General features: G+C 64.9%; 20 protein-coding genes and 2 tRNA genes. 13 read left to right on the forward strand and 9 right to left on the reverse strand.

The features are described from left to right. The first annotated feature begins 21 nt into the window (after nucleotides 1-21). From ACZLZQ_RS15095 to ACZLZQ_RS15105, 3 genes are all read left to right on the forward strand, one after another. Complete coding sequence (locus ACZLZQ_RS15095) at nucleotides 22-996, forward strand: ABC transporter permease (RefSeq protein WP_472931951.1); 975 nt, start codon at nucleotides 22-24, stop codon at nucleotides 994-996. 38 nt (nucleotides 997-1034) lie between these two features. Further along, nucleotides 1035-2045 carry a sugar-binding protein gene (locus ACZLZQ_RS15100; RefSeq protein WP_472950082.1) on the forward strand — a complete coding sequence of 337 codons (1011 nt, stop codon included), beginning with the start codon at nucleotides 1035-1037 and terminating at the stop codon, nucleotides 2043-2045. A gap of 81 nt (nucleotides 2046-2126) precedes the next feature. Then, the gene (locus tag ACZLZQ_RS15105) at nucleotides 2127-3248 is read left to right on the forward strand and encodes a Gfo/Idh/MocA family protein (protein ID WP_472950083.1); all 1122 of its coding nucleotides are present in this window, start codon (nucleotides 2127-2129) and stop codon (nucleotides 3246-3248) included. A gap of 73 nt (nucleotides 3249-3321) precedes the next feature. Here ACZLZQ_RS15105 and ACZLZQ_RS15110 read toward each other — a convergent pair whose 3' ends face one another. Genes ACZLZQ_RS15110 through ACZLZQ_RS15140 form a run of 7 tightly spaced genes read right to left on the reverse strand, consistent with a single transcriptional unit; the run spans nucleotide 3322 to nucleotide 10269 of the window. Next, nucleotides 3322-4398 carry an ABC transporter ATP-binding protein gene (locus ACZLZQ_RS15110; RefSeq protein ID WP_472950084.1) on the reverse strand — a complete coding sequence of 359 codons (1077 nt, stop codon included), beginning with the start codon at nucleotides 4396-4398 and terminating at the stop codon, nucleotides 3322-3324. Nucleotides 4399-4458: 60 nt separating this feature from the next. Next, nucleotides 4459-5409, reverse strand: coding sequence for an SIS domain-containing protein (locus ACZLZQ_RS15115; RefSeq protein WP_472950085.1), 951 nt, complete (start codon nucleotides 5407-5409; stop codon nucleotides 4459-4461). Nucleotides 5410-5431: 22 nt separating this feature from the next. Next, nucleotides 5432-6274 carry a carbohydrate ABC transporter permease gene (locus ACZLZQ_RS15120; RefSeq protein WP_472931952.1) on the reverse strand — a complete coding sequence of 281 codons (843 nt, stop codon included), beginning with the start codon at nucleotides 6272-6274 and terminating at the stop codon, nucleotides 5432-5434. 35 nt (nucleotides 6275-6309) lie between these two features. After that, a complete protein-coding gene (locus ACZLZQ_RS15125) occupies nucleotides 6310-7230 on the reverse strand; it encodes a carbohydrate ABC transporter permease (protein WP_472950086.1) in 921 nt (306 codons plus the stop codon). 2 nt (nucleotides 7231-7232) lie between these two features. Continuing rightward, the gene (locus tag ACZLZQ_RS15130; protein WP_472950087.1) at nucleotides 7233-8495 is read right to left on the reverse strand and encodes an extracellular solute-binding protein; all 1263 of its coding nucleotides are present in this window, start codon (nucleotides 8493-8495) and stop codon (nucleotides 7233-7235) included. Beyond that, entirely contained in the window at nucleotides 8492-9469 is a 978-nt protein-coding gene (locus tag ACZLZQ_RS15135) for an N-acetylglucosamine kinase (RefSeq protein WP_472950088.1), read from the reverse strand. Before ACZLZQ_RS15135 ends, ACZLZQ_RS15130 begins: the two co-directional genes overlap by 4 nt. Further along, the gene (locus ACZLZQ_RS15140; protein ID WP_472950089.1) at nucleotides 9469-10269 is read right to left on the reverse strand and encodes a DeoR/GlpR family DNA-binding transcription regulator; all 801 of its coding nucleotides are present in this window, start codon (nucleotides 10267-10269) and stop codon (nucleotides 9469-9471) included. The genes ACZLZQ_RS15135 and ACZLZQ_RS15140 overlap by 1 nt, the downstream gene beginning before the upstream one ends. Before the next feature lie 190 nt (nucleotides 10270-10459). Here ACZLZQ_RS15140 and ACZLZQ_RS15145 point away from each other — a divergent pair, with 190 nt between their 5' ends. After that, nucleotides 10460-11740 (forward strand): D-tagatose-bisphosphate aldolase, class II, non-catalytic subunit, encoded by a 1281-nt coding sequence (locus ACZLZQ_RS15145; RefSeq protein WP_472950090.1) that lies wholly within the window; start codon nucleotides 10460-10462, stop codon nucleotides 11738-11740. Between the two features lie 234 nt (nucleotides 11741-11974). Here ACZLZQ_RS15145 and ACZLZQ_RS15150 read toward each other — a convergent pair. Beyond that, a tRNA-Val gene (locus ACZLZQ_RS15150) sits at nucleotides 11975-12050 on the reverse strand. A 195-nt stretch (nucleotides 12051-12245) separates the two neighbouring features. Here ACZLZQ_RS15150 and ACZLZQ_RS15155 point away from each other — a divergent pair. The 3 genes from ACZLZQ_RS15155 to ACZLZQ_RS15165 all read left to right on the forward strand — a co-directional run bounded on the left by ACZLZQ_RS15155 (nucleotide 12246) and on the right by ACZLZQ_RS15165 (nucleotide 15564). Further along, nucleotides 12246-12322, forward strand: a tRNA-Asp gene (locus tag ACZLZQ_RS15155). Between the two features lie 661 nt (nucleotides 12323-12983). Continuing rightward, a complete protein-coding gene (locus tag ACZLZQ_RS15160) occupies nucleotides 12984-13457 on the forward strand; it encodes a MarR family winged helix-turn-helix transcriptional regulator (protein ID WP_472950091.1) in 474 nt (157 codons plus the stop codon). Between the two features lie 553 nt (nucleotides 13458-14010). Beyond that, nucleotides 14011-15564, forward strand: a complete 1554-nt coding sequence (locus tag ACZLZQ_RS15165) for a sensor domain-containing diguanylate cyclase (RefSeq protein ID WP_472950092.1) — start codon at nucleotides 14011-14013, stop codon at nucleotides 15562-15564. An 82-nt stretch (nucleotides 15565-15646) separates the two neighbouring features. Here ACZLZQ_RS15165 and ACZLZQ_RS15170 read toward each other — a convergent pair whose 3' ends face one another. Further along, nucleotides 15647-15982: a hypothetical protein gene (locus ACZLZQ_RS15170; protein ID WP_472933542.1), complete on the reverse strand. Its 336-nt coding sequence runs from the start codon at nucleotides 15980-15982 to the stop codon at nucleotides 15647-15649. Nucleotides 15983-16477: 495 nt separating this feature from the next. On the opposite strand from ACZLZQ_RS15170, the gene ACZLZQ_RS15175 reads away from it, so the two are divergent. The 6 genes from ACZLZQ_RS15175 to nuoE all read left to right on the forward strand — a co-directional run bounded on the left by ACZLZQ_RS15175 (nucleotide 16478) and on the right by nuoE (nucleotide 21076). Continuing rightward, entirely contained in the window at nucleotides 16478-16843 is a 366-nt protein-coding gene (locus ACZLZQ_RS15175; protein ID WP_472937884.1) for an NADH-quinone oxidoreductase subunit A, read from the forward strand. 17 nt (nucleotides 16844-16860) lie between these two features. After that, nucleotides 16861-17415: a NuoB/complex I 20 kDa subunit family protein gene (locus tag ACZLZQ_RS15180; RefSeq protein WP_472950093.1), complete on the forward strand. Its 555-nt coding sequence runs from the start codon at nucleotides 16861-16863 to the stop codon at nucleotides 17413-17415. A gap of 48 nt (nucleotides 17416-17463) precedes the next feature. Beyond that, on the forward strand, nucleotides 17464-18057 hold the full coding sequence (locus tag ACZLZQ_RS15185) for an NADH-quinone oxidoreductase subunit C (protein ID WP_472950094.1): 594 nt from the start codon (nucleotides 17464-17466) through the stop codon (nucleotides 18055-18057). Nucleotides 18058-18107: 50 nt separating this feature from the next. Further along, nucleotides 18108-19298 (forward strand): NADH-quinone oxidoreductase subunit D, encoded by a 1191-nt coding sequence (locus ACZLZQ_RS15190; RefSeq protein WP_472950095.1) that lies wholly within the window; start codon nucleotides 18108-18110, stop codon nucleotides 19296-19298. A 73-nt stretch (nucleotides 19299-19371) separates the two neighbouring features. Continuing rightward, nucleotides 19372-19908 carry a Uma2 family endonuclease gene (locus tag ACZLZQ_RS15195; protein ID WP_472950096.1) on the forward strand — a complete coding sequence of 179 codons (537 nt, stop codon included), beginning with the start codon at nucleotides 19372-19374 and terminating at the stop codon, nucleotides 19906-19908. A 127-nt stretch (nucleotides 19909-20035) separates the two neighbouring features. Continuing rightward, nucleotides 20036-21076, forward strand: coding sequence for an NADH-quinone oxidoreductase subunit NuoE (gene nuoE / locus ACZLZQ_RS15200; protein WP_472950097.1), 1041 nt, complete (start codon nucleotides 20036-20038; stop codon nucleotides 21074-21076). Nucleotides 21077-21100 lie beyond the last annotated feature (24 nt).

Here is a 21100-nt window from a genome sequence, read left to right on the forward strand (position 1 = left end):
GCAATGTCCTCTCCCAACCATATGCAGGTCGACCTCGGCGCCCCCAAGCGTTCACTGGCGAAGCGCCTCGTCGGCACGCAGGAAGCCTGGATCGCGCTGGCCATCCTGGCGCTCGGGCTCGTCGTCTCGCTGATCGCGCCGCGCTTTGCCACCTCCGGCAACCTCCTCAACGTGTTCCAGAACGCCTGCTTCATCGGCCTCATGGCGCTCGGCATGACGCCGGTGATCATCTCCGGCGGCATCGACATCTCGGTCGGCTCGATCCTTGGCCTCTGCGGCGTGACGCTCGGCATCCTCTGCAATGCCGGCTGGCCGCTCGGCGCCGCGATCCCAGCGGTGCTGCTCCTCGGCATTGCCTGCGGCATGGTCAACGGCGCCGTCATCGCCTATCTCCGGCTGCCGCCTTTCGTGGTGACGCTGGCGACGCTGTCGATCGGCCGAAGCCTTGCGCTGGTCGTCAGCAACAACGAGGTTTTCTACGAGTTCGGCACCGCCACAGACGCGCTGCTGGCGCTCGGCGGTGGGGCAACCTTTGGCCTGCCGAACGTCGTCTATGCGCTGATTCTCGGCGTCATCGTGCTGCACTTCCTGCTGACCATGACGCGCTGGGGCCGCTACATCTTCGCTGTCGGCGGCAATGAGAACGCCGCGCGCCTTTCCGGCATTCCGGTCGAGCTGATCAAAATTTCGGCCTACGCCTTTTCCGGCCTGATGGCCGCCGGCACCGCGATCTTCCTTGTCGGATGGCTGGGCGCCGTCACCAATGCCATCGGCACCGGCTACGAGCTGCAGGTCATCGCCGCGACGGTGATCGGCGGCGCCAGCCTCGTCGGCGGCTTCGGCACGGCGATCGGCGCCGGCATCGGCGCGATCCTCGTCGAGGTCATCCGCAACGCCCTCCTGATCGCGGGCGTCAATCCTTTCTGGCAGGGCACCTTCGTCGGCAGCTTCATCCTCGCCGCCGTCCTGCTCGAACGCATCCGATCCTCGCGCTGACGGGGACGGAGAAACAAACGAAACCTGGGAGAGAAACGATGTCCAAACTGAAAAGCCTGGCGACGGCGCTGTCGGTCGCCTGCGTCACCTTAAGCCTCGGCATGCCGGCCAAGGCGGCCGACCGCGAGTTCGCGCTGGTGTTCAAGGTGCTGAACAATGCCTTCAGCCCGCCGATCGACGCCGGCTGCAAGGCCGCAGCCAAAGAACTCGGCGATGTCACCTGCACATATGTCGGCCCGACCGAATACGATGAGGCGAAGCAGGTGCAGCTGGCGCAGGACATCATTACCCGCGGCGTCGCCGGCCTTGGCATTTCCGCCGGCAATCCCAAGGCGATGGCGCGTATCCTGAAGCTCGCCAAGGCCGCGAACATTCCGGTGGTGACCTTCGACACCGACGTGCTGCCGGAAGATGCAGGCCTGCGCTCCACCTATATCGGCACCGACAATTACGAGTTCGGCAAGGTCCTGGGCGAGAAGGTGCTGGAGTCGAAGAAGAAGGGCGGCACCGTCTGCATCCAGTCCGGCGCGCCGGCTTCGGAAAATCTGAAAGCCCGCATCCAGGGCATCCGCGACACGCTCGCGGGCGCTTCGAAGGACAAGCCGGTCGGCACGCTTGCCGGCGAGAACGGCTGGACCGAGCCCGCGGGCTGCCCGGTCTACAACAATGACGACATCACGCTCGCCGCCCAGCAGGTCCGCGACGTCATGACCAACAATCCCGAGCTCGACGCCTTCGTCGCCGTCGGCGGCTGGGCGCAATACGCACCGCAGGCCTATACCCAGGCGATGGAGCCGCTGAAGGCTCGGCTCGATTCGAAAGAACTCGTCGTCGTGTTCGGCGATAATTTCGGCCCGCAGTTGCCGCTGCTGGCCAAGGGCCTCAGCCACTACAATGTCGGCCAGCGCCCCTACGACATGGGTTTCCAGACCATCATGGCGCTGGACAAGCTGACCAAGGGAGAGACCTTGCCGCCGATGATCATCACCGGCACCGAGGTCTGCACGCCCGAGAACGCCCAGACCACCTGCGGCAAGTCCGGCAGCTAGCCCGGCCGACGCCGATCAGTGATCAACGCTTAAAACATCCGCGCCGCCGCGATGGCGGCGCGGGCGCAGGGAAGGAAGACCATGTCCCGACGTCTGAGGCTCGCGATGATCGGCGGCGGGCAAGGCGCCTTCTTCGGCGCCGCGCACCGGGCCGCCGCCCGGCTGACCGACCGCTTCGAACTCGTCGCCGGCGCCTTCTCGTCCGATCCCGCCCGCGGTGCGGCGAGCGCTGCAGGGCTGCATGTCGATCCGGCCCGCAGCTATGCCGATGTCCACGCGCTGTCCTCGGCGGAGGCGGCGCGGCCGGATGGTGCCGAGGTGGTGACGATCGTAACGCCCAACCATTTGCACCACGCCGCCGCCCGCGCCTGCCTGGAAGCGGGCTTGCACGTGATCTGCGACAAGCCGGTGACGACGACGCTGGCGGATGCCCTGGATCTTCAAGGGCTGGTGGAGGCGACCGGGCGGCAGTTCGGCGTCACCTATACGAATGCCGGCTACGGCCTCGTGCGCGACGCCCGTGCGATGGTGGCGGAGGGCCGTCTCGGCGCGATTCGAATCGTTCGGGTCGAATTCCCGCAGGAGTGGCTGGCCGGGCCGGTCGAGAGCGCCGGCAACAAGCAAGCGGAATGGCGCACCGATCCGGCGCGCAGCGGTGCTGGGTGCCTCGCCGACATCGGGACGCATGCCTTCCATCTCGCCGAATATGTCTCGGGCCTTCGCTGCGAGGCCTTGTGCGGCGAGGTGCGCAGCGTGGTTCCAGGACGGCGGGTCGACGACCAGGCCGACCTCCTGCTGCGCTTCGAGGGCGGCGCGACCGGCGCGCTCTGGGCGAGCCAGGTTGCGATCGGCCAGAGCGTCGGCTTGAAGCTGCAGGTCTATGGTGACCGCGGCGCGCTGCAGTGGCGGGCCTCGGAGCCGAACAGTCTTCTCCTCTCCGAACTCGACGGCAGGACGGAAGTGGTCGAGCGGTCAGGGCGCGGCACGCGGTTCCCCGGGCGGCTGCCGGCGGGCCATCCGGAAGGGTTCCTCGAGGCGCTGAGCCAGCTCTACGAGGACATGGCGGAGAAGATTTTTGCGGCGCAGGAAGGGCGGACGGCCAGGCTTGAAGCGCTGGCCTCGCCGGGAATTGTCGAGGGCGTTCGCGGGTTGAGGTTGGTCGAGGCGGCGCTGCGGTCACGGGGCGAGTGGACGTCTCTCTAACGACCGGACCGGTCGGCTCGAGGGCTCCTCGGCTCTGCAGGCTGAGCTTGGTCGGCCATCCCACGACTTTGCGTCAGAGGCGAAGCCCCGTATTGGCGTTGAAGACATGCGCTTCCCCCGGCATCGGCGTGACGAAGGCGGTGTCGCCGGGCGCGTGGCGGGCGCGGCCGTGCACAGCGATGACCGCCGCCTGGCCGGCAAGGCGGCCGTAGAGGTGGGATTCGGCGCCCGTCGGCTCGACGAGATCCACGGTGAAGGGCAGGCCGGTCGCGGCGGTCTCGGCCGAGACGAGGTCGGCGTGTTCCGGCCGGATGCCCAGCATGACGGCCGTGCCGGTGGCGGCGTCAGCCCCGCCTTCCAGCGCCAGCTGCGTCTCGCCGATCTGGACGAAGGTCCGTTCTCCGCCGCGCCCGAGAACGCCCGGCAGAAGGTTCATCGCCGGCGAGCCGATGAAGGTCGCGACAAAAAGGTTGGCGGGGCGGTCGTAGACGTCGAGCGGCGCGCCGGTCTGCTCGATCCGGCCGCCGTTCATGATGACGATGCGGTCCGACATCGTCATCGCCTCCATCTGGTCGTGCGTCACGTAGATCGACGTGGTGCCGAGCCGCTTCTGCAGCGACTTGATCTCGACCCGCATCTGCACGCGCAGTTTTGCATCGAGGTTGGACAGCGGCTCGTCGAACAGGAAGACCTGCGGCTGGCGGACGATCGCCCGGCCCATGGCGACGCGCTGTCGCTGGCCGCCGGAGAGAGCGCGGGGCAGACGGTCGAGATAAGGTCGCAGGCCGAGAAGCTCGGCCGCATCTTCCACCGCCTTGCGGGTCTCGGCCTTGGAGACGTTCCGCAGGCGAAGCGAAAAGCCCATGTTGTCGGCGACGGTGAGGTGCGGGTAGAGCGCGTAGTTCTGGAACACCATCGCGATGTCGCGGTCCTTCGGCGCGACGTCGTTGATGACGCGGCTGCCGAGCGAGACGGTGCCCTCGTCGATTTCCTCGAGGCCGGCGATCATCCGCAGAAGGGTGGACTTGCCGCAGCCGGAGGCACCGATCAGCGAGACGAACTCGCCGTCGGCGATCGACAGGCTGACGCCGTGGATCACCTTTTGGAGGCCGTAGGCCTTGCGCACGTCGCGAATTTCAACCGTCGCCATGATGCTCTTCCGCTTGTTGCAGGCGTATGCCGCGGTGTCGCGGCAAACGAAGGCTCGCCCTCAGGCGAGGACGACGACCTTCGAGAGATGGCGCGGGGCCTCGGTATCGACGCCGCGCATCTCGGCGACGCGCTCCCCGAGGATCTGCAACACCGCAAGGACCGCGAGCGCCCGGTCGGCATTGCCAGCCGGAACGTCCAGCGACAGGTCGCCAGGGCCGCCAAAGCCGAGGACGAAGGCCCCCTTCGACTGCACGTCCCGGATCACGCCGGCTTCCTCCTCGGCGGTGTCGCCATTGTAGATCGCGACGACGAAGGTCTTGTCGTCGACGAGGCTGATCGGGCCGTGCCGGTATTCCATGGGGTGGAACGACTGCGAGTAGCTGAGGCTCATCTCCTGCAGCTTCAGCGCGCCCTCGGTGGCAAGCCCGTAGAGGAGGCCGGCGCCGAGATAGACGAAGTGCGAGCGGCCCTGAATGATGCGCGCGATGTCGGCGTCGGCCTCCAGCATCAGCGCCTCGGCGGTCGCCGCGATGCCGGCATCGATCACGATGCCGGCCATTCGCAGGCCGAGGAGGAGCATGATCGAGGCCGAGGAGGTCATGACGATGCCCTCGTTCGGGTGCGTCGGCGCAAAGACCACGACCTCGGCCGCGCGGGCGATCGAGCTGTCCTTCTCGCAGGTGATGGCGATGGTCTTGATGCCGGCCATCCGACTGACCTCGACGGCCTGCACCGTCTCGCTGGATTCACCGCTGCGCGACAGAGCGATGACGGTGGGGTTCTGCCAGGCGGCGTAGTTCTGTCGGCGGCGCGCCCATTCTGCACCGGGCACGGCGATCGCCATGTGGCCGCGGCTGTTGAAGGCGGCAGCGATGCTCATCGCGAGATAATAGGACGTGCCGCAGCCGACGATGACGTTGAGGCCGTTGCCGGGGGTTGGCAAGGCGATGTCGAGAGCGCCGTTCCAGAAAGGGAACTGCTCGCGGATGACGCGTTCGGTGACGTTCATGAGATCGGTCCTTGAGGGGAAGCTATTTGCCGGCACCGGCCATCAGGCCGCTGACGAGGTATCGGTTGAGGAAGAGGACGACGAGCACCGGGGGAATGATCGCCAGGATGCCGGCAGCGTTCATCAGCCCGTAATCGACGTAGTTGCGGGTGACGAATTCGGGGATCAGCACGGTCAGCGGCTTGGTCGCCAGCGTCGGCGAGAACACCAGCGGCACCATGAACTGGCCCCAGGCGCTGAGAAACGTGAGGATCGATGCGGCGATCAGCCCGGGCGCCGCGAGCGGCAGAACGATGCGGATCAGCGTGTAGGTGCGGCCCGCGCCGTCGAGCCATGCGGCTTCCTCGAGCGACAGCGGCAGCGACTGGTAGACGCTGCGCATCAGCCACAGCGCCAGCGGCAGGAAGGCCGAGACGTAGATCAACGTGACGCCGAGATAGGTGTCGATCAGCCCGAGCGCGATCATCAGCCGGTAGAGCGGGATCATCACGGTGTAGGCGGGGATCGCCAGCGTCGCGACAACGAGGACGAAGAGCACGTCGCGGCCGGGGAAACGCAGGCGCACGAAGGCGTAGCCGGCGAAGGCAGCGAGAACGATCGTCACCACGGTCGACGCGAGCGAGGTGATGAGGCTGTTGAGGAAGGCCGCGGAGACCTGCGGCCAGATCGACTGCGTCTCGTTGCCTTGCGAGGTGCTCGTCGCCCCGAACAGTTTGGCATAGTGCTCGAAGGTGACGTTCGGCGGCCAGAAATGCGGGGTCCGCGAGACGAGGTCGGACGGCGTCGACAGGCTGGTCACTAGGGCCCAGTAGATCGGGCCGAGCGACCAGAACAGCAGCACGAGGACGGCGGCGGCGATGCCGATCTTGCCGGCGAGGCGGGAGAGGCTGCGCTGGGTCATCATTCGTACCGCGTCTCGCGGTAGACCCGCAGCACATAGATCAGCGACACCAGCAGCGAGGCGATCATCGCCAACACCGACAGCGCCATGCCGAGCGAGAATTTGAGGTTCTGGAAGGCGGACATGTAGACCTGGATGATCACCGTCCTCGTATCGAGGCTCGAGCCGGCGAGGATCCAGGCCTCGTCGAAGAGGTTGAAGGCGAACACGGTGGACTGGCTGAGCGCGATCGCGATGCCGCCGGAGATCAGCGGCAGCGTCACCATGCGGAACGCCTTGACGGGGCCGGCGCCATCGAGCTTGGCGGCCTCGTAGAGCTCCTTCGGGATGCTTTGCAGCGCGGCGAGGAGAATGATCGCCGTCAGCGGCAGCATGCGCCAGACATGGACGAGGGCGATGAGGAAGAGCGCGGTGGTGCGGTCGTTGAACCAGACCTTGTTGGTCTCGATGATCCCGAGCGTCTGCAGCACGGAGTTCAGGAGGCCGTAGCTCGGGTTGTAGATCCACAGCCAGACGAGGGCGTTGACCACCGGCGGCAGGCACCAGGGCAGGACGAGCGCGGCGAGCAGCCAGCGCCGGCCGGTCCGGATCCGGTTGAGCAGGAGCGCGGCCCCGAGGCCTCCGACCGCCTGCAAGGCGACGGCGATGACGACATAGACCAGCGTGTTGAACCAGGCCTGGCGGACATTCGCGTCGCCGGCGAGCGCGGTGTAGTTGCCGAGGCCGATGAAGGGCGTCCCTACCTTCATCGGGTCGATGCGGTAAAGGCTGTCGATCACCGTCGAGATCACGGGCAGGAAGACCAGCCCGCCCATGATCGCGATGATGGGGACGACGAAGGCGAGGCCGAGCCAGGCCTCGCCGTTCAGGCGGCGAGGCCGTCGGGTTGACGGAGGGGATGTGACGGCCTCGCCGGACATGGCTATTCCTGCGCCGTCTTGGCCGCGTCGGCGATCTGCGTGACGGCCTCGGCCACGGTGATCTGGCCCTTGGCCGCCTGGTTCAGGAAGGTGGCGACCGCGCTGGAGAATTCCGGGTACCAGCCGGGCGTGCCCTGTGCGAACAGGGGCTCGACGGTTGCGGCCTGCTGCAGGAGAACATCGCCGCTGGCGAGCTTGCCGTCGGCGTTCAGCTTTTTGAGGACGCTGGTTCGCGTCGGCAGGTTGCCGAGCTGCAGGTAGCTCTGGGTCTGGTTCTCCGGCTTCAGCAGCCAGGCGATGAAGGCCAGGCCCGCTTCCGGATCGGCAGCAGAGACCGGAATGCCGACGGCACCAGGCAGGCCGAAAGTACGCGACTTGCCGGTGACCGATGGCATCAGCGCGGCCTCGACATGCTCGGATACCTGCGACTTCGCCTTGTCGGAATAGACGGCGACGTTGCCGGCCCAGCCGGCGACGTCGAACGAGATGCGGCCACTCTTGAAGAGCTCCTGGATCTCGACGTCCTTCAAGCCGGTGGCGGCGGGGTCGATCAGCCCGGCCTTCAGCGCCTCGATCTCGAATTCCATCGCCTTGTAGCCGGCCGAGTCCGGCGCGGTGAACTGCGGCGCGAAGGACGCGTCGAACAGCTCGCCACCGAAAGCCTTGGTCAGGAGGTACCAGGCGGTAGCACTCCCTTCGGTCGCCGAGAGCGGCAGGCCGATCGGGTAATCTGCGATGCCGGCGGCCTTGATCGCCTTGGCGGCGGTCAGCAACTCGTCCGGCGTCTTCGGCGCCTCGGTGATCTTGGCGCGGGTGAGATGATCGCGGTTGAGGATCAGGATGCGAAAGTCGTTGTTGTAGGGGACGGCGAGCAGCTTGCCCTCGAACTCGAAGATCTTGGCGGTCGGCAGGTCGGCGAGGAGCGCCGGATCGACCTTGTCGGCGAGCAGCGAGTACCAGCCGGCCGAGCCGAACTGCCCGACCCAGGACCAGTCGACCTCGGTGACGTTCGCTGGGGCGGTGCCGGCGACCATCGAGGTGACGATCTTGGTGCGGATGTCGTCCCAGCCGAGCGTCTGGGTCTCGAGCGCGACGCCCGTCTCGGCGGTGAAGCGGTCGGTCATGTCCTTCGGCAGCGTCTCCCACGGGGGAAGCAAAGCGGAAATCGCCTTGCCGGACAGGGGTTTGGCATCCTGACCAAAAGCGGGAAGCGAGAAGACGAGCGGCATGGCGGTCATGGCGGCGAGAAGCGAGCGTCGGTTCATGGCATTTCCCTTTGGCTGCGGTTGCGGAGGAGAAGCGGATGGTCGTCGAGCGCTGTGGCGAGCCGGTCGATCCAGGCCTCGTCGATCGGCCAGCCGGCGCGCTGGGCGGCCCTCAGCAAGGCGCCGCCGATGGGGGGTAGACGCGGCGCAACCGGGGCGGTGCCAAGATTTTCGGTGACGGCGGCGAGGAAGGTGGGGCTAGCGAAGACGCCGCCGGCATAGCTCCAGACGAGGGGCGATGCTTCGCCGACCATGCGCCAGGCGGCGCCGGCATGGGCGGCGAGGTGCGCCGCCGCAGCCTGGATCAGGCGCAGGGCATCCGGGTCGCCGGTCTCGCAAAGCGCTGCGACGATGCGGGCAAGCGCCGCAAATCCCGCGCGGCGGCTTTCGAGGCCGGCGGCCCAGGAGAGGATCTCCTCCGGGCCGATGTCGAGGCTGTCGACGAGGGCGGCGGCGAAAGGCAAGGCATCGCTGCGGCCGTCAAAGGCGCGGGTGGCAAGGCTCAGCGCCTCGCGGCCGATCCAGAAGCCGCTGCCCTCGTCGCCGAAAGCCTCGCCCCAACCGCCGACGCGGACCTGCCGGGCCTCGGGGCCGCCGGCGCTGGCCCAGGCCATCGAGCCGGTGCCGGCGAGCAGCAGCACGCCACCGGCGCCGGCGAGAGCGCCATCGAAGGCGATGCGCACGTCGTTCTCGACCAGCGCGCCGTCGCCTGCGAGCGCTGCGACGACGCTCTTCTGATGATCGCTCTGGGCGTCGATCTCGCCATAGGACGACAGGCCGAAGACAGAAGCATCGATCTCCAGCGCGGGAGCGCGGGCGGCGACCATCATGTCGCGCAGGCGGATGCCCCAGTCGGGGTCGGCGGCCGGGTCTGTCCCGGCGCCGGTCTCGATCCAGACGATCTCGGCCTCGCGGGTGGCGAGCGCCAGCAAGGTCTTGCTGCCGCCGCCGTCGACGCCGAGGATCAGGCCCATCAGCTCGGCTCCCCGTCAGCGACCGCGGCGAGCGGAACCGATGCGACCGTGACGGCGCATTGCAGCTCGCGCAGCCGTCCCCGCCAGTCCGGCGAAAGCGCTTCGTCGGCCACGAGGTGGAGCGCGGGGCCGAGCGCGGTGACGAGATAGGTCAGGCGCTGGCCGAACTTCGTCGCATCGACAAGCAGCACGGTCTTTGCGGAACGCGCCATCATCCGCTCGTTCAGTCGTGCCTCGCTCTCGTCCAAGCTGTAGAGCCGGCCGTCACTGGCAATGGCGCCGGCGCCGAGGAAGAGCTGATCGAACCAGAGCCGGTCGATCATCGCCTCGGCCGCGGCGCCGACCATGGACGCGTTCTCGGCGCGCAGCCGTCCGCCGATCACCGTGACCGACAGGCCGGGGATCTCCATCAGCGTCTGCGCGACGACGAGTCCGTTGGTGAACACCGCGAGCGGCATCGGGTCGAGCCTTAGGCGCCGGGCCAACTGCAGCACGGTGGTGCCGGCATCGAGGAAGACCGAGCTGTGCGGCTTGATCATCTCGAAGGCGGCGTCGGCGATGGCGCGCTTGGCCGCGAGGTTTTCCTGCTCGCGCAGGGCGAAGGCAACTTCGACGCCGCTGCCGCTGGAAATGCGGGCGCCGCCATGGGTACGGGCGACGATTCCCTCGGTTTCCAGCGCCAGCAGGTCGCGGCGGATCGTGGCGAGCGAGGCGCCGACGGCATCGGCGATGTCCTGCACCGAGCTGAAGCCGTGCGAATAGAGGTGCTGGCGGATGGCCGTCAGGCGGTCGTCCTTCATCTGGCGGGTCTCCTTCCGCGGTCTCGCCACCGCTGGGGCTGTCACGGCCGCTGGCACCGTCAAAAACTCTCAGGCATCATTGATGACCGGCTAAAAGATCATCGTCAATCAGAAAAATGACGAAGCTTGATCGTTTTGATTCGCCGGGCTAGCTTCTCTGATGGATCGCGTCTGGAGGGGGAGATTGGGAATGCTGCAGGCACTGAAGGCGTTGGCGGGACGCAGCGCGGGAGAGACGGGCTGCGGTATCGTCTCCGTCTGCTCTGCGCATGAATGGGTGATCGAGGCGACGCTGCGCCATGTGATCGGCGGCGCCGGGCCTGTCCTCATCGAGGCCACTTGCAACCAGGTGAACCAGTTCGGCGGCTATACCGGCATGACGCCGGCAGATTTCCGCGCTTTCGTCGAAGGCATTGCTGCGTCGGTCAGCTTTCCGCTTGAAAGGCTGATCCTCGGCGGCGACCATCTCGGCCCCAATCCTTGGCGAGACAAGCCGGCAGAGCTCGCGATGCGGCATGCCGAGGCGATGGTCGCCGCCTATGTCGAGGCCGGTTTCGGCAAAATTCATCTGGATGCGAGCATGGGCTGCGCCGGCGAACCCGAGGCCGTGGGTGACCGCCTTGCCGCCTACCGCGCGGCGCGCCTTGCTGTCGCGGCGGAGGCGGCGGCCGACCGGTCGGGCGTCACGCCGCCGCTCTACATCATCGGCACCGAGGTGCCGACGCCCGGCGGCGCGCTGGAAGCCCTCGACCATGTTCTGCCCACCGCGCCCGGAGCAGCCCTCGAGACGCACCGCATCCATGCCGAGGCCTTTGCCGCTGCCGGTCTTTCCGACGCCTTCCACCGCGTCGTCGGCCTGGTGGTGCAACCGGGTGTCGAGTTCGGCGATGCCGACGTCCTGCATTACCGCCGCGAGCGCGCCGCCGACCTCAGCGCAGCGCTGACGCAACTCCCAGGCCTCACCTTCGAGGCGCATTCGACCGACTACCAGAGCGAAGCGGAACTGACGGCGCTCGTCGACGACGGGTTTCAGATCCTAAAGGTCGGACCATGGCTGACTTTTGCCCTGCGCGAAGCGCTGTACGGCCTCGACGCCATCGCCTGCGATCTCGGCCTGTCCCGTCCCGGCGAAGGGCTGGAATCCGCGATGGAGCAGTTGATGCTGGCGGAGCCGGCATATTGGGCGAAGTACTATGGCGGCAGCGCCGAGCTGCAGCGGGTGAAACGCCACTTCAGCTTCAGCGACCGCATCCGCTATTACTGGCCGCATCCGGAGGCGCAAGCGGCGCTGGCGGCGCTGCTCAGTCGGCTGGAGGGCGTCACCCTTCCGCTGCCCTTGATCAGCCAGCATCTCGGCCGCATCGCCGGGCGTTTCGAAACCCCCGAAGAGCCGGTGACGGCAAAGGCGCTGGTCTTCGCCTCGATCGAGCGCGTCCTCGACATTTATGCGACGGCTGTTCGCGCGAGGTGATGCAGGTCCGCGCGGCATTGATGTCGTGAATCACCCCGTGGCCCGCGGCCACTTCAGAGGTTTTTGCCGTCAGGCCGCGGACAGCGCCAAACGACTTGGGTTCTCTGTTGGGCCTAGCCGGTCAGCTCTCATCGATCGGACGTCGTGAAGAGCTTTGGGACCGGTAGTGGAAGACCAGGATCAGAATCATCGAAGGCGGGGGAGAGGGGAAACCCGCTATCCCCTGCGGGGATATGGTGGGCGATGACAGGCTCGAACTGCCGACATCCTCGGTGTAAACGAGGCGCTCTACCAACTGAGCTAATCGCCCTCTGCGAGGTGCTGCCCGCATAGGCAATTCCCGCCGAGCGCGCAAGCCGGTGCGGACGTTTTCCACACGCACATGGTGCTGTTTTTCTGTTTATTCGGAAGAATTGCGATGATCGCATGTTTCCGTTCGAACGCGCTTGACAGGGAAGGGGGGCTCTCGTAAATCACCGCCATCAGCCGCGACGAGCGGTGGAGCGCGGGTGTAGCTCAGTCGGTTAGAGTGCCGGCCTGTCACGCCGGAGGTCGCGGGTTCGAGCCCCGTCACTCGCGCCAGTTTTAACTCCTTGCTGAAAAGCATGGAATTAGAACTGAAACTCCAGATACTGAAACAGTAGTTCAACTCTACTGATCAGTCCGAGGCAGAGCCTCTTTCGATCATCTCACATTCTTTGAGGCCACCGCTCCTTACGGAGAAGGTTCTTGTCGCGTAGAATGCGCTGAGCGGACCTGGCGGTCATCTTCGATGCCCGAAACGAGTCGCGGTGAGCAGTTGGCGGCGCTTGCCGGGTCGTCTCTTTTTCCCTTTCAAGCATCGCCCGCTGCCGCCGGTCCCAACAAAACTGGTAGCCACCTAATATAGTAGCTGGCTATAAAACATGAGCTTGGTATTCGAGTTTCGTCACGGCATGATCTTCATGGTTCGGTCGGAGTCGTAATCATGACCCGGCTCCTTCTGCGTTTCCTGTCGATTGCCCGGGGTGCCACACCCTCCAAGAGCGGAAATGGCGATGTCTGACAAACTCCCCAGAGCCGGCGCTTGGCCAGGGTTGGCTTCAAATCATCCGCCAATCGGCGGAGGTTTGCATGGGTCGGCCAACTGTGCCGAGGGCGGCCAGATACAGTCTCGCGGGTCCGTGCCTTCTACGTATTGCGAATGCTTGTTAGCAAGTGCACCAACCCTTCCAGTATTCGCACCGTAGAGGTAGGATTAGAGATGAGCTTGTTTTTACCAATCAACGCTGTCGACTATTCCGCGAACGATAACCGTGACGTCAATGTCGTCTCTGCGCTGATCGCCTTGTCGAAATCCACCAGCGCCTTGCTGGCGCTCCGGCTATCGGCGATCGGGCTAAAAACTGGCCAGGATGAGGTGCTGATGGTGCTGAGCCCGGTCGAGCCGGTGGAGATCAGCACGGTCGCTGACCGGTTGTGCATCCGCGTGGCGACGGCGACGGCGGTCCTGCGCCACCTCGCGGAGAAGGGGCTTGTCCGTTACGGCGGCGGCTTGAAAGCGGAAGAACTGGTTTTTGTCACAGCCGCCGGCGCTGCGCTTCAGCACAAGATCCGGCAGGTTCACGCGCAGCTCGAGCAAGATCTGATGGCGCCCGAGGGAGTCCCCGGGCCGTTGCTGGCGGATCTCGCCAACCTGCAGAAGCGCCTCTCGAGCCTGCTCTATTCCGTCGGCTAGCCCGCTCGGCTCCCGCCTTTGACAGGCGCGGGCGCGGTCTCTGTCCATCTTCAGATGGTAGGGGCGTTAACATCCGGCTTGGGCGGTCCCATCACGGTATTCCTTTGGGCCTGGCAAAAGCCCGGCATCCATTTTGGAAAGGGATGGGTATCGATTGGGTGCCTAACTTCAGCGGGGCACTGGATGGTCAGGATGCGACAGAAGCGAAGGGCGCACCCTGCTCTGTCGGCGGAAGAACATTCCTTTGTTTCCCAGTGCTCCCTCATCCGCGAACCCCAGGGTGGGTACACGTTCCAACCCCGCCGAACGAAGCTTGACCGTGGGTGACCACTCGCACGAAGTCGACAGCCGGCAGTTGCAGGCCAACGCATAGCATCTCTCAGTAGCTAGCTATATTTTTCGAGCCGATACGTAGCCGCGTATGTGAATTTCTCGTGAGGCGAGAGATTTTCCCCGTTCATCTGTTGCCGCACGACAGTCTTCCTCATCCAACGCACGAGATGTTAAGATGAGTTCACTAGCCTCCCCGGCGGGTGAATGGATTGTTTCGACCATGGCGCATACTCTTTCCAGCCTGACGTCGCTGAAGCTTTCGCGCTGGATCAGGGTCTGCACCGGCGGACTACTCATTCTATTCGCCGCCGGCGCGTTCCTGATGGAACGGCAAGGGACTGAAGAAACGCTCCAGCATGCGGAAGATCAGTCCGAGACGATGGCGCGTTCACTTGCGCAGCATGCCGGCGATACGTTCCAGATGGCGGACCTTGCGCTCGTCTCCTTGTCCCGCATCCTCGGGACCGAGCCCCCGACGCGGTCGAAGCTGCTGTCGGTGCAAACGGATATGCGCGAACTGCTCTCGCGGGTGCCGCGTCTGCATGGTCTTGCCTATTACGAAGAATCGGGTTGGCGGCTCGCGGGCTCCGAGAAGGATGCGAGCGAGGTCGTCAACGAGTCCCGCAGCGCCTTCTTCCAGTTCCACCGCCGCCAGACGCACGCCGGATTGTTCGTCGGCCCGGCGATCCGGGAGGCCGACGGGACCTGGGTGATCACGATCAGCCGGCGCATCGCCAAGGAAGACGGCAGCTTCAACGGCGTGCTCGTTGCCACCATCGAGGCGCGCTACTTTGCCGAATTCTACCAGAGCTTCGACACCGGAATCGACGTCCGCGTCGTCATGCTGGGGTCCGATGGCGCGGTGATGGCCCGCAACCCCTACGATACCCAGCTCATCGGGAAGTCACTCGCAAACACACCTGTCGTCTTGGCGGTTCAGGCGGGCGATCGTTCCGGCGTGTTCCGCATGCCGTCGCCGCTCGACGGCGTCGAGCGTCTTTCGGCGTTCCATGTCGTCGAGGGGCTCGGGGTGACCATCGTCTACAGCCTGTCTCGCAAGACCGCGCTCGCGCCTTGGCATCAGGGAATCTACGGTCGCGCGGCGGTGTTCATTCTCCTGGCGACGGCCCTCGTGCTTGGCGGCCTGCGTCTGGCGCAGCAAGCCGAGCGACGCCATGCTTCCGAAAAGAGCCTGCTGCAGCTCTCGCTCACCGATTCCCTGACAGGTCTTCTCAATCGCCGGGGATTCGATCAGGCGATGTCGATGGCGTGGCGGCAGAGTGGCGAGGCCGGCATGCCGTTGTCGCTGCTGATGATCGACGTCGACTGCTTCAAGTCGTTCAACGACACCTATGGCCATCCCGCCGGCGATACTTGCCTGCAGCTCGTTGCCCTGTCGATCTGCAGCAACGTGCCGTTTTCGGAGGAGCGCGTTGCCCGCTATGGCGGCGAGGAGATCGTGGTCATCCTTCCCGACACCTCCGCGGCGGCGGCGGTCGCGGTGGCGGAGGCGATCCGGTCCTCGATCTCGGCGCTGAACGTCCAGCACGCCAAGTCGGCGGCGGCGAGCCACATCACCGTCAGCATCGGTTGCGCGACCGAGCGTCCGGCCGCCGATATCAGGACGGCGCCCGCCGAACTCCTCGCCGATGCCGACAGGGCTCTCTATGAGGCCAAGCTGTCCGGCCGCGACCGGGTCGTCGCCTTTGATAAGATTGAATTTGAACGGCAGCGGACAGGACCGCCGCTGCGCCTTGTCACGGCCAGCGGCTGAACGCGCTCGTCCGGGGAATGGGCTGGCGAATAGCGTCCGCTCTCATGTGACAGACGCGCTCAACCTCTTGCGGTTACCCGCGTCAGGCTGAAACGGCGTAGTAGGCCACTTCCTCCTGCCATTCTTCCTCGTACCATTCGTCGAAGCCCGTCACGAAGACGATCTCAACGCCCTGCGCGCGCAGGATATCGAGGGAGGTGACGTCGGCCGTATCGAGGAGGGGGGCGGCCATCATAGCGCAGTCGACCCGAAGGCCGGTCGCGAGAAAAGCCACAGCAGCCGCGATGCCGGGAACCGCCCCGACCAGCGTACCGCCGCTGTTCTCGATGTCCCGCGCCATGTCGGCCGCAAGGTCGAAATCGGTCTCGATGGTGAGAACGCGGCGTCCGATCAGGGACGTGGTGGCCAGACGGAACATTCATTACCTCTATAGCGGGGACCGTCCGGACTTCCGGCGACGGAAAGTGGTGAGGAGAGCGGATAAGCCGACGGTTAACGCCGACGCCCTTAGCCCCCTATGCTCAACAATCTCGTTCCGCTAGCTTTCGTGACGCTTACTTGTGTAGCAGGCTGTCGTTATTTATGTCTAAATAGCTAGCTAATTCACATCGGACGATTTGCTGTGTTGGGTTGGAATGGAATAGTTACAAAAAGGGACCGGCACTTGCGCCGACCGGTGGGCGATGCCCGCGGTCGACAACCCGCTGTGGCAGGCCCCTGCGCCTTGCTTCCGGGCGTGGAAGGGTTTAGGTCTCGCCGCATTGCGAAGAGGGCGATTTTACGAGCCTGCGACGCATTGACCCTGACGACGGCACTGTTCGCCAACCGCCTGGTTCATATATGAGATACATGTGCAGTTTGAGTGGCTTAATCGGAAACCCTCAAACTCCTTTTGCACCAAGGGTCAGCCGCGATGCCTGAGCTTCTCGCTTCCTATCTTCCGATCATCATCTTCGTCGGCGTCGCGCTGTTCATCGGTCTTGCGCTGCTGGTGTCGCCGTTCCTGGTCGCCTTCAAGGCGCCGGACGACGAGAAGCTGTCGGCGTACGAGTGCGGCTTCGACGCATTCGACGATTCGCGCATGAAATTCGATGTGCGGTTCTACCTCGTCTCGATCCTGTTCATCATCTTCGACCTCGAAGTGGCCTTCCTGTTTCCTTGGGCGGCGTCCTTCGGTGCCGTGGGTTGGTTCGGGTTCTGGTCGATGATGGTTTTCCTCGGCGTCCTGACCGTCGGCTTCATCTATGAGTGGAAGAAAGGCGCCCTCGAATGGGATTGACCGATAGAGAGACCTTCATGCGGGCTGCTGCGGTGGAAGCGGGCAGCCGGTCGTCGGCGCTCCAGGTGCCGCCAGCGCAGGACCGGTTTCTGACGGACATCAATGATGAGCTGGCCGACAAGGGCTTCCTCGTGACCTCGACGGACGATCTCATCCAGTGGGCACGCACGGGCTCGCTGATGTGGATGACGTTCGGCCTTGCCTGCTGCGCCGTCGAGATGATGCAGATGTCGATGCCGCGCTACGATGCCGAGCGCTTTGGTTTCGCGCCGCGCGCCTCACCACGGCAGTCGGACGTGATGATCGTTGCGGGCACGCTGACCAACAAGATGGCCCCGGCGCTGCGCAAGGTCTACGACCAGATGCCGGAGCCACGCTACGTCATCTCGATGGGCTCTTGCGCCAATGGCGGCGGCTACTACCATTATTCCTATTCGGTTGTTCGCGGCTGCGACCGCGTCGTACCCGTCGATATTTACGTGCCGGGCTGCCCGCCGACGGCGGAGGCGCTGCTGTATGGCGTGCTCCTGCTGCAGAAGAAGATCCGCCGAACGGGGACGATCGAGCGCTAGGCGCTCTTTCCCGTCATGGCGTCCTGAGAGAAGAGGCCCGCGCGTCCGATGAACGAACTCGCCGAACACATCAACACTTCACTCGGCGTCAAGGTCGGCGAGTCGAGCATCCGCTTCGGCGAACTGACGCTGATGGTTGATCGCGCCGATATCGTTGCGGTCCTGACCTTCCTGCGCGACGACCGCAAGGCGCAGTTCCTGAACCTTACCGACATCTGCGGCGTCGATTATCCGGAGCGCGAGCAGCGCTTCGACGTGGTCTATCACCTCTTGTCGCCGCATCTGAACCAGCGCATCCGGGTCAAGGTTCGCACCAACGAGGACGACCCGGTTCCGTCGGTGACCGGCGTCTATTCTGGCGCGGACTGGTTCGAGCGCGAAGCATACGATCTGTACGGTATCCTGTTCACGGGTCACCCTGATCTGCGCCGGATCCTGACCGACTACGGTTTCGAGGGACATCCGCTGCGCAAGGACTTCCCGCTGACCGGCTTTGTCGAAGTTCACTATGACGAAGTCCTGAAGCAGGTGGTCTACGAGCCGGTGGCGCTGCGACAGGAGTTCCGAAATTTTGACTTCCTCTCGCCATGGGAAGGCACCGAATACGTGCTGCCGGGCGATGAAAAGTCCAAGGCGAACTAAAGCGTCCGACAGGGCAGGGCAGCGACAACTGCCGAACAGGATACACAGCCATGGCTGAAATCGACGTCCGCAACTTCAACATCAACTTCGGCCCGCAGCATCCGGCGGCGCATGGCGTTCTTCGGCTCGTTCTGGAGCTCGATGGCGAGATCGTCGAGCGCGTCGATCCGCATATCGGCCTCTTGCACCGCGGCACGGAAAAGCTGATCGAGGCGAAGACCTACCTGCAGGCGATCCCCTATTTCGACCGGCTCGACTACGTCGCGCCGATGAATCAGGAACATGCCTTCTGCCTCGCGGTCGAAAAGCTGACTGAGGTAACAGTTCCGATCCGCGCGCAGCTGATCCGGGTGCTCTACTCCGAGATCGGCCGCATCCTGTCGCATCTCCTCAACGTCACCACGCAGGCGATGGACGTCGGCGCGCTTACCCCGCCACTCTGGGGTTTCGAGCAGCGCGAGAAGCTGATGGTATTCTATGAGCGGGCGTCCGGCTCGCGCATGCACGCCGCCTACTTTCGGCCGGGTGGCGTCCATCTCGATCTGCCGCCCGAACTGGTCGATGACATCGGCGCCTGGTGCGACCCGTTCCTCGCGACGCTCGACGACATCGACGAGCTTCTGACCGGCAACCGAATCTTCAAGCAGCGGAACGTCGACATCGGTGTCATCGGCATCGAGGATTGCTGGGCGCTCGGCTTCTCCGGCGTTATGGTGCGCGGGTCCGGCGCGGCTTGGGATCTGCGCAAGTCTCAGCCCTACGAGTGCTATGCCGACGTGGATTTCGACATCCCGATCGGCAAGAACGGCGACTGCTACGATCGCTATCTCATCCGCATGGTCGAGATGCGCGAATCCGTGAAGATCATGAAGCAGTGCGTCGAGCGCCTGTCGGGCAAGGAGCGGCTCGGGCCGGTGTCCTCGACCGAGGGCAAGGTCGTACCGCCAAGCCGCGGACAGATGAAGCGTTCGATGGAGGCCCTGATCCATCACTTCAAGCTGTACACCGAGGGCTTTCACGTACCGGCGGGTGAGGTTTACTGTGCCGTCGAGGCGCCGAAAGGCGAGTTCGGCGTCTACCTCGTCGCGGATGGCACGAACAAGCCGCACCGCTGCAAGATCAAGGCACCGGGCTTTGCGCATCTCCAGGCGATGGACTTCATGTGCCGCAAGCACATGCTGGCCGACGTCTCCGCCATTCTCGGCTCGCTCGACATCGTTTTTGGAGAAGTGGACCGTTAATTCGCCAGTCCTTGGCTGGCTCTGGATGTGATAAGGTGAAGGCATGAGCGCCGGAGCCGCCAGAACAGCCGCGATGAGCGCGGACGAATTCTTCACCTGGGCCGAAAGCTGGGGTGAGGGCGAACGTTATGAGCTCATCGAAGGAGCTGCCGTCCGTCTGCAGTCGGAGCGGGTCAGCCATGCCGAGCGCAAGGCGAACATCTGGCTCGCCTTGCGGCAGGCGATCCAGATGGGTGGACTCGACTGCCGCGCTTTCCCCGACGGGGTCAGCGTTAGAGTCAGCGACCGAACGGTCCGAGAGCCGGACGCTTTGGTGCAGTGCGGGTCTTATGACCCCGACAAGACTTACGCCCCGAACCCGGTCGTCGTGGTCGAGGTCGTTTCGCTCTCCAGCGTTCGGACGGATGTCGACCGAAAGCTGATCGATTACTTCTCGGTACCGTCGATCCTGCACTACCTCATCGTCTACGACGACCGGCGGGTGATCCATCACCGGCGGGACTGCGCGGACGGCGAGATCACCACCCGATTGCTCGGGGCCGGCAGCACCATTCTGCTGACGCCACCGGGCATGGAACTGACCGTCGAGAGCCTGTTCGCAGACCCGTGACGATAAGTCCGACAATTGATTTCCGATAGGCCGATGCTGCGGCTTTCGGACACTGGCCTTTTGCGGCGCGTATGTTAGAACGCGCCGCAACATCACGTTTAGAAACAAACCAAAAAGCCGAGGTCCGATGTCAGTCAGACGTCTCGCGGAAGACAGTGTCCAGCCCGCCAGCTTCGCCTTTTCGGCCGATAATTCGACCTGGGCGGAAGACACGATCCGTAAGTATCCGGAAGGGCGCCAGCAGTCCGCCGTGATTCCGCTGTTGATGCGGGCTCAGGACCAGGATGGCTGGGTCTCCAAGCCCGCGATCGAGCACATCGCCGGCATGCTGCAGATGCCGCTGATTCGGGTGCTCGAGGTCGCGACCTTCTACACTCAATTCCAGCTGAAGCCGGTGGGGACGAAGGCGCACATCCAGGTCTGCGGCACGACGCCGTGCATGCTGCGTGGCTCGGACGAGCTGAAGCGCGTCTGCCAGTCGAAGATCCACCACGACCAGTTCCATCTCAACGCTTCCGGCACGCTGTCTTGGGAAGAGGTCGAGTGCCTCGGCGCCTGCGTCAACGCGCCGATGGTCATGGTGTTCAAGGATACCTACGAGGACCTGACGCCGGAGCGGCTGGAGCAGATGATCGATGCCTTCGAGCGTGACGAGACTGTCAAGGTCGGTCCGCAGATCGATCGGCATCTGTCGGCGCCCGAGGGCGGCCTGACATCGTTGACGTCTGAGGACAAGCCAGAGGGCGAAGCGGCGACGCAGGATAGCGGCTCGCAAGAGGGTGCGTCTAGCGAGACGGTGCCTTCAAACGCAGGTCGTCCGACGACGCATGCGCCTGAGACCGATCCGAGCATCGCAGCGCCAGGCAAGGCAAACCAGAACAACGTCCCACAGTCGGTCGAGACGGCCGAGAGCATCGACCCGTCCAAGGGCGCGCACGTGCCGGGCGCCGGCCATACCGGAGGCTCCGAGGGCGGGCCGACGGGCGCGGGCGACAAGGAAGACGACGCCACCAAGGCGGCGACGACCGAGGCGTCGGATAAGGGTGGCCTGGAGCCGGGCCAGTCGGCAGCGGCACCGTTTGCGAAGAAGCGCAACGACGCCGATGCGCCGACGGAAGGCGCACGCGTCAGCGATGATGCTTCGCCGGCGCCGGAAAAGGCCAAGTGATGCGGGCGACAGGACGGGGAATCT

The organism is Mesocryomonas lacus (genome assembly GCF_055730105.2).

What these genes read in the sequence shown, in the direction of transcription:
- ACZLZQ_RS15095 (WP_472931951.1), top strand. Translation starts at nt 22, where the DNA reads ATGCAGGTCGACCTCGGCGCCCCCAAGCGTTCACTGGCGAAGCGCCTC.
- ACZLZQ_RS15100 (WP_472950082.1), top strand. Translation starts at nt 1,035, where the DNA reads ATGTCCAAACTGAAAAGCCTGGCGACGGCGCTGTCGGTCGCCTGCGTC.
- ACZLZQ_RS15105 (WP_472950083.1), top strand. Translation starts at nt 2,127, where the DNA reads ATGTCCCGACGTCTGAGGCTCGCGATGATCGGCGGCGGGCAAGGCGCC.
- ACZLZQ_RS15110 (WP_472950084.1), bottom strand. Translation starts at nt 4,398, where the DNA reads ATGGCGACGGTTGAAATTCGCGACGTGCGCAAGGCCTACGGCCTCCAA.
- ACZLZQ_RS15115 (WP_472950085.1), bottom strand. Translation starts at nt 5,409, where the DNA reads ATGAACGTCACCGAACGCGTCATCCGCGAGCAGTTCCCTTTCTGGAAC.
- ACZLZQ_RS15125 (WP_472950086.1), bottom strand. Translation starts at nt 7,230, where the DNA reads ATGTCCGGCGAGGCCGTCACATCCCCTCCGTCAACCCGACGGCCTCGC.
- ACZLZQ_RS15130 (WP_472950087.1), bottom strand. Translation starts at nt 8,495, where the DNA reads ATGAACCGACGCTCGCTTCTCGCCGCCATGACCGCCATGCCGCTCGTC.
- ACZLZQ_RS15135 (WP_472950088.1), bottom strand. Translation starts at nt 9,469, where the DNA reads ATGGGCCTGATCCTCGGCGTCGACGGCGGCGGCAGCAAGACCTTGCTG.
- ACZLZQ_RS15140 (WP_472950089.1), bottom strand. Translation starts at nt 10,269, where the DNA reads ATGAAGGACGACCGCCTGACGGCCATCCGCCAGCACCTCTATTCGCAC.
- ACZLZQ_RS15145 (WP_472950090.1), top strand. Translation starts at nt 10,460, where the DNA reads ATGCTGCAGGCACTGAAGGCGTTGGCGGGACGCAGCGCGGGAGAGACG.
- ACZLZQ_RS15160 (WP_472950091.1), top strand. Translation starts at nt 12,984, where the DNA reads ATGAGCTTGTTTTTACCAATCAACGCTGTCGACTATTCCGCGAACGAT.
- ACZLZQ_RS15165 (WP_472950092.1), top strand. Translation starts at nt 14,011, where the DNA reads ATGGCGCATACTCTTTCCAGCCTGACGTCGCTGAAGCTTTCGCGCTGG.
- ACZLZQ_RS15170 (WP_472933542.1), bottom strand. Translation starts at nt 15,982, where the DNA reads ATGTTCCGTCTGGCCACCACGTCCCTGATCGGACGCCGCGTTCTCACC.
- ACZLZQ_RS15175 (WP_472937884.1), top strand. Translation starts at nt 16,478, where the DNA reads ATGCCTGAGCTTCTCGCTTCCTATCTTCCGATCATCATCTTCGTCGGC.
- ACZLZQ_RS15180 (WP_472950093.1), top strand. Translation starts at nt 16,861, where the DNA reads ATGCGGGCTGCTGCGGTGGAAGCGGGCAGCCGGTCGTCGGCGCTCCAG.
- ACZLZQ_RS15185 (WP_472950094.1), top strand. Translation starts at nt 17,464, where the DNA reads ATGAACGAACTCGCCGAACACATCAACACTTCACTCGGCGTCAAGGTC.
- ACZLZQ_RS15190 (WP_472950095.1), top strand. Translation starts at nt 18,108, where the DNA reads ATGGCTGAAATCGACGTCCGCAACTTCAACATCAACTTCGGCCCGCAG.
- ACZLZQ_RS15195 (WP_472950096.1), top strand. Translation starts at nt 19,372, where the DNA reads ATGAGCGCGGACGAATTCTTCACCTGGGCCGAAAGCTGGGGTGAGGGC.
- nuoE (WP_472950097.1), top strand. Translation starts at nt 20,036, where the DNA reads ATGTCAGTCAGACGTCTCGCGGAAGACAGTGTCCAGCCCGCCAGCTTC.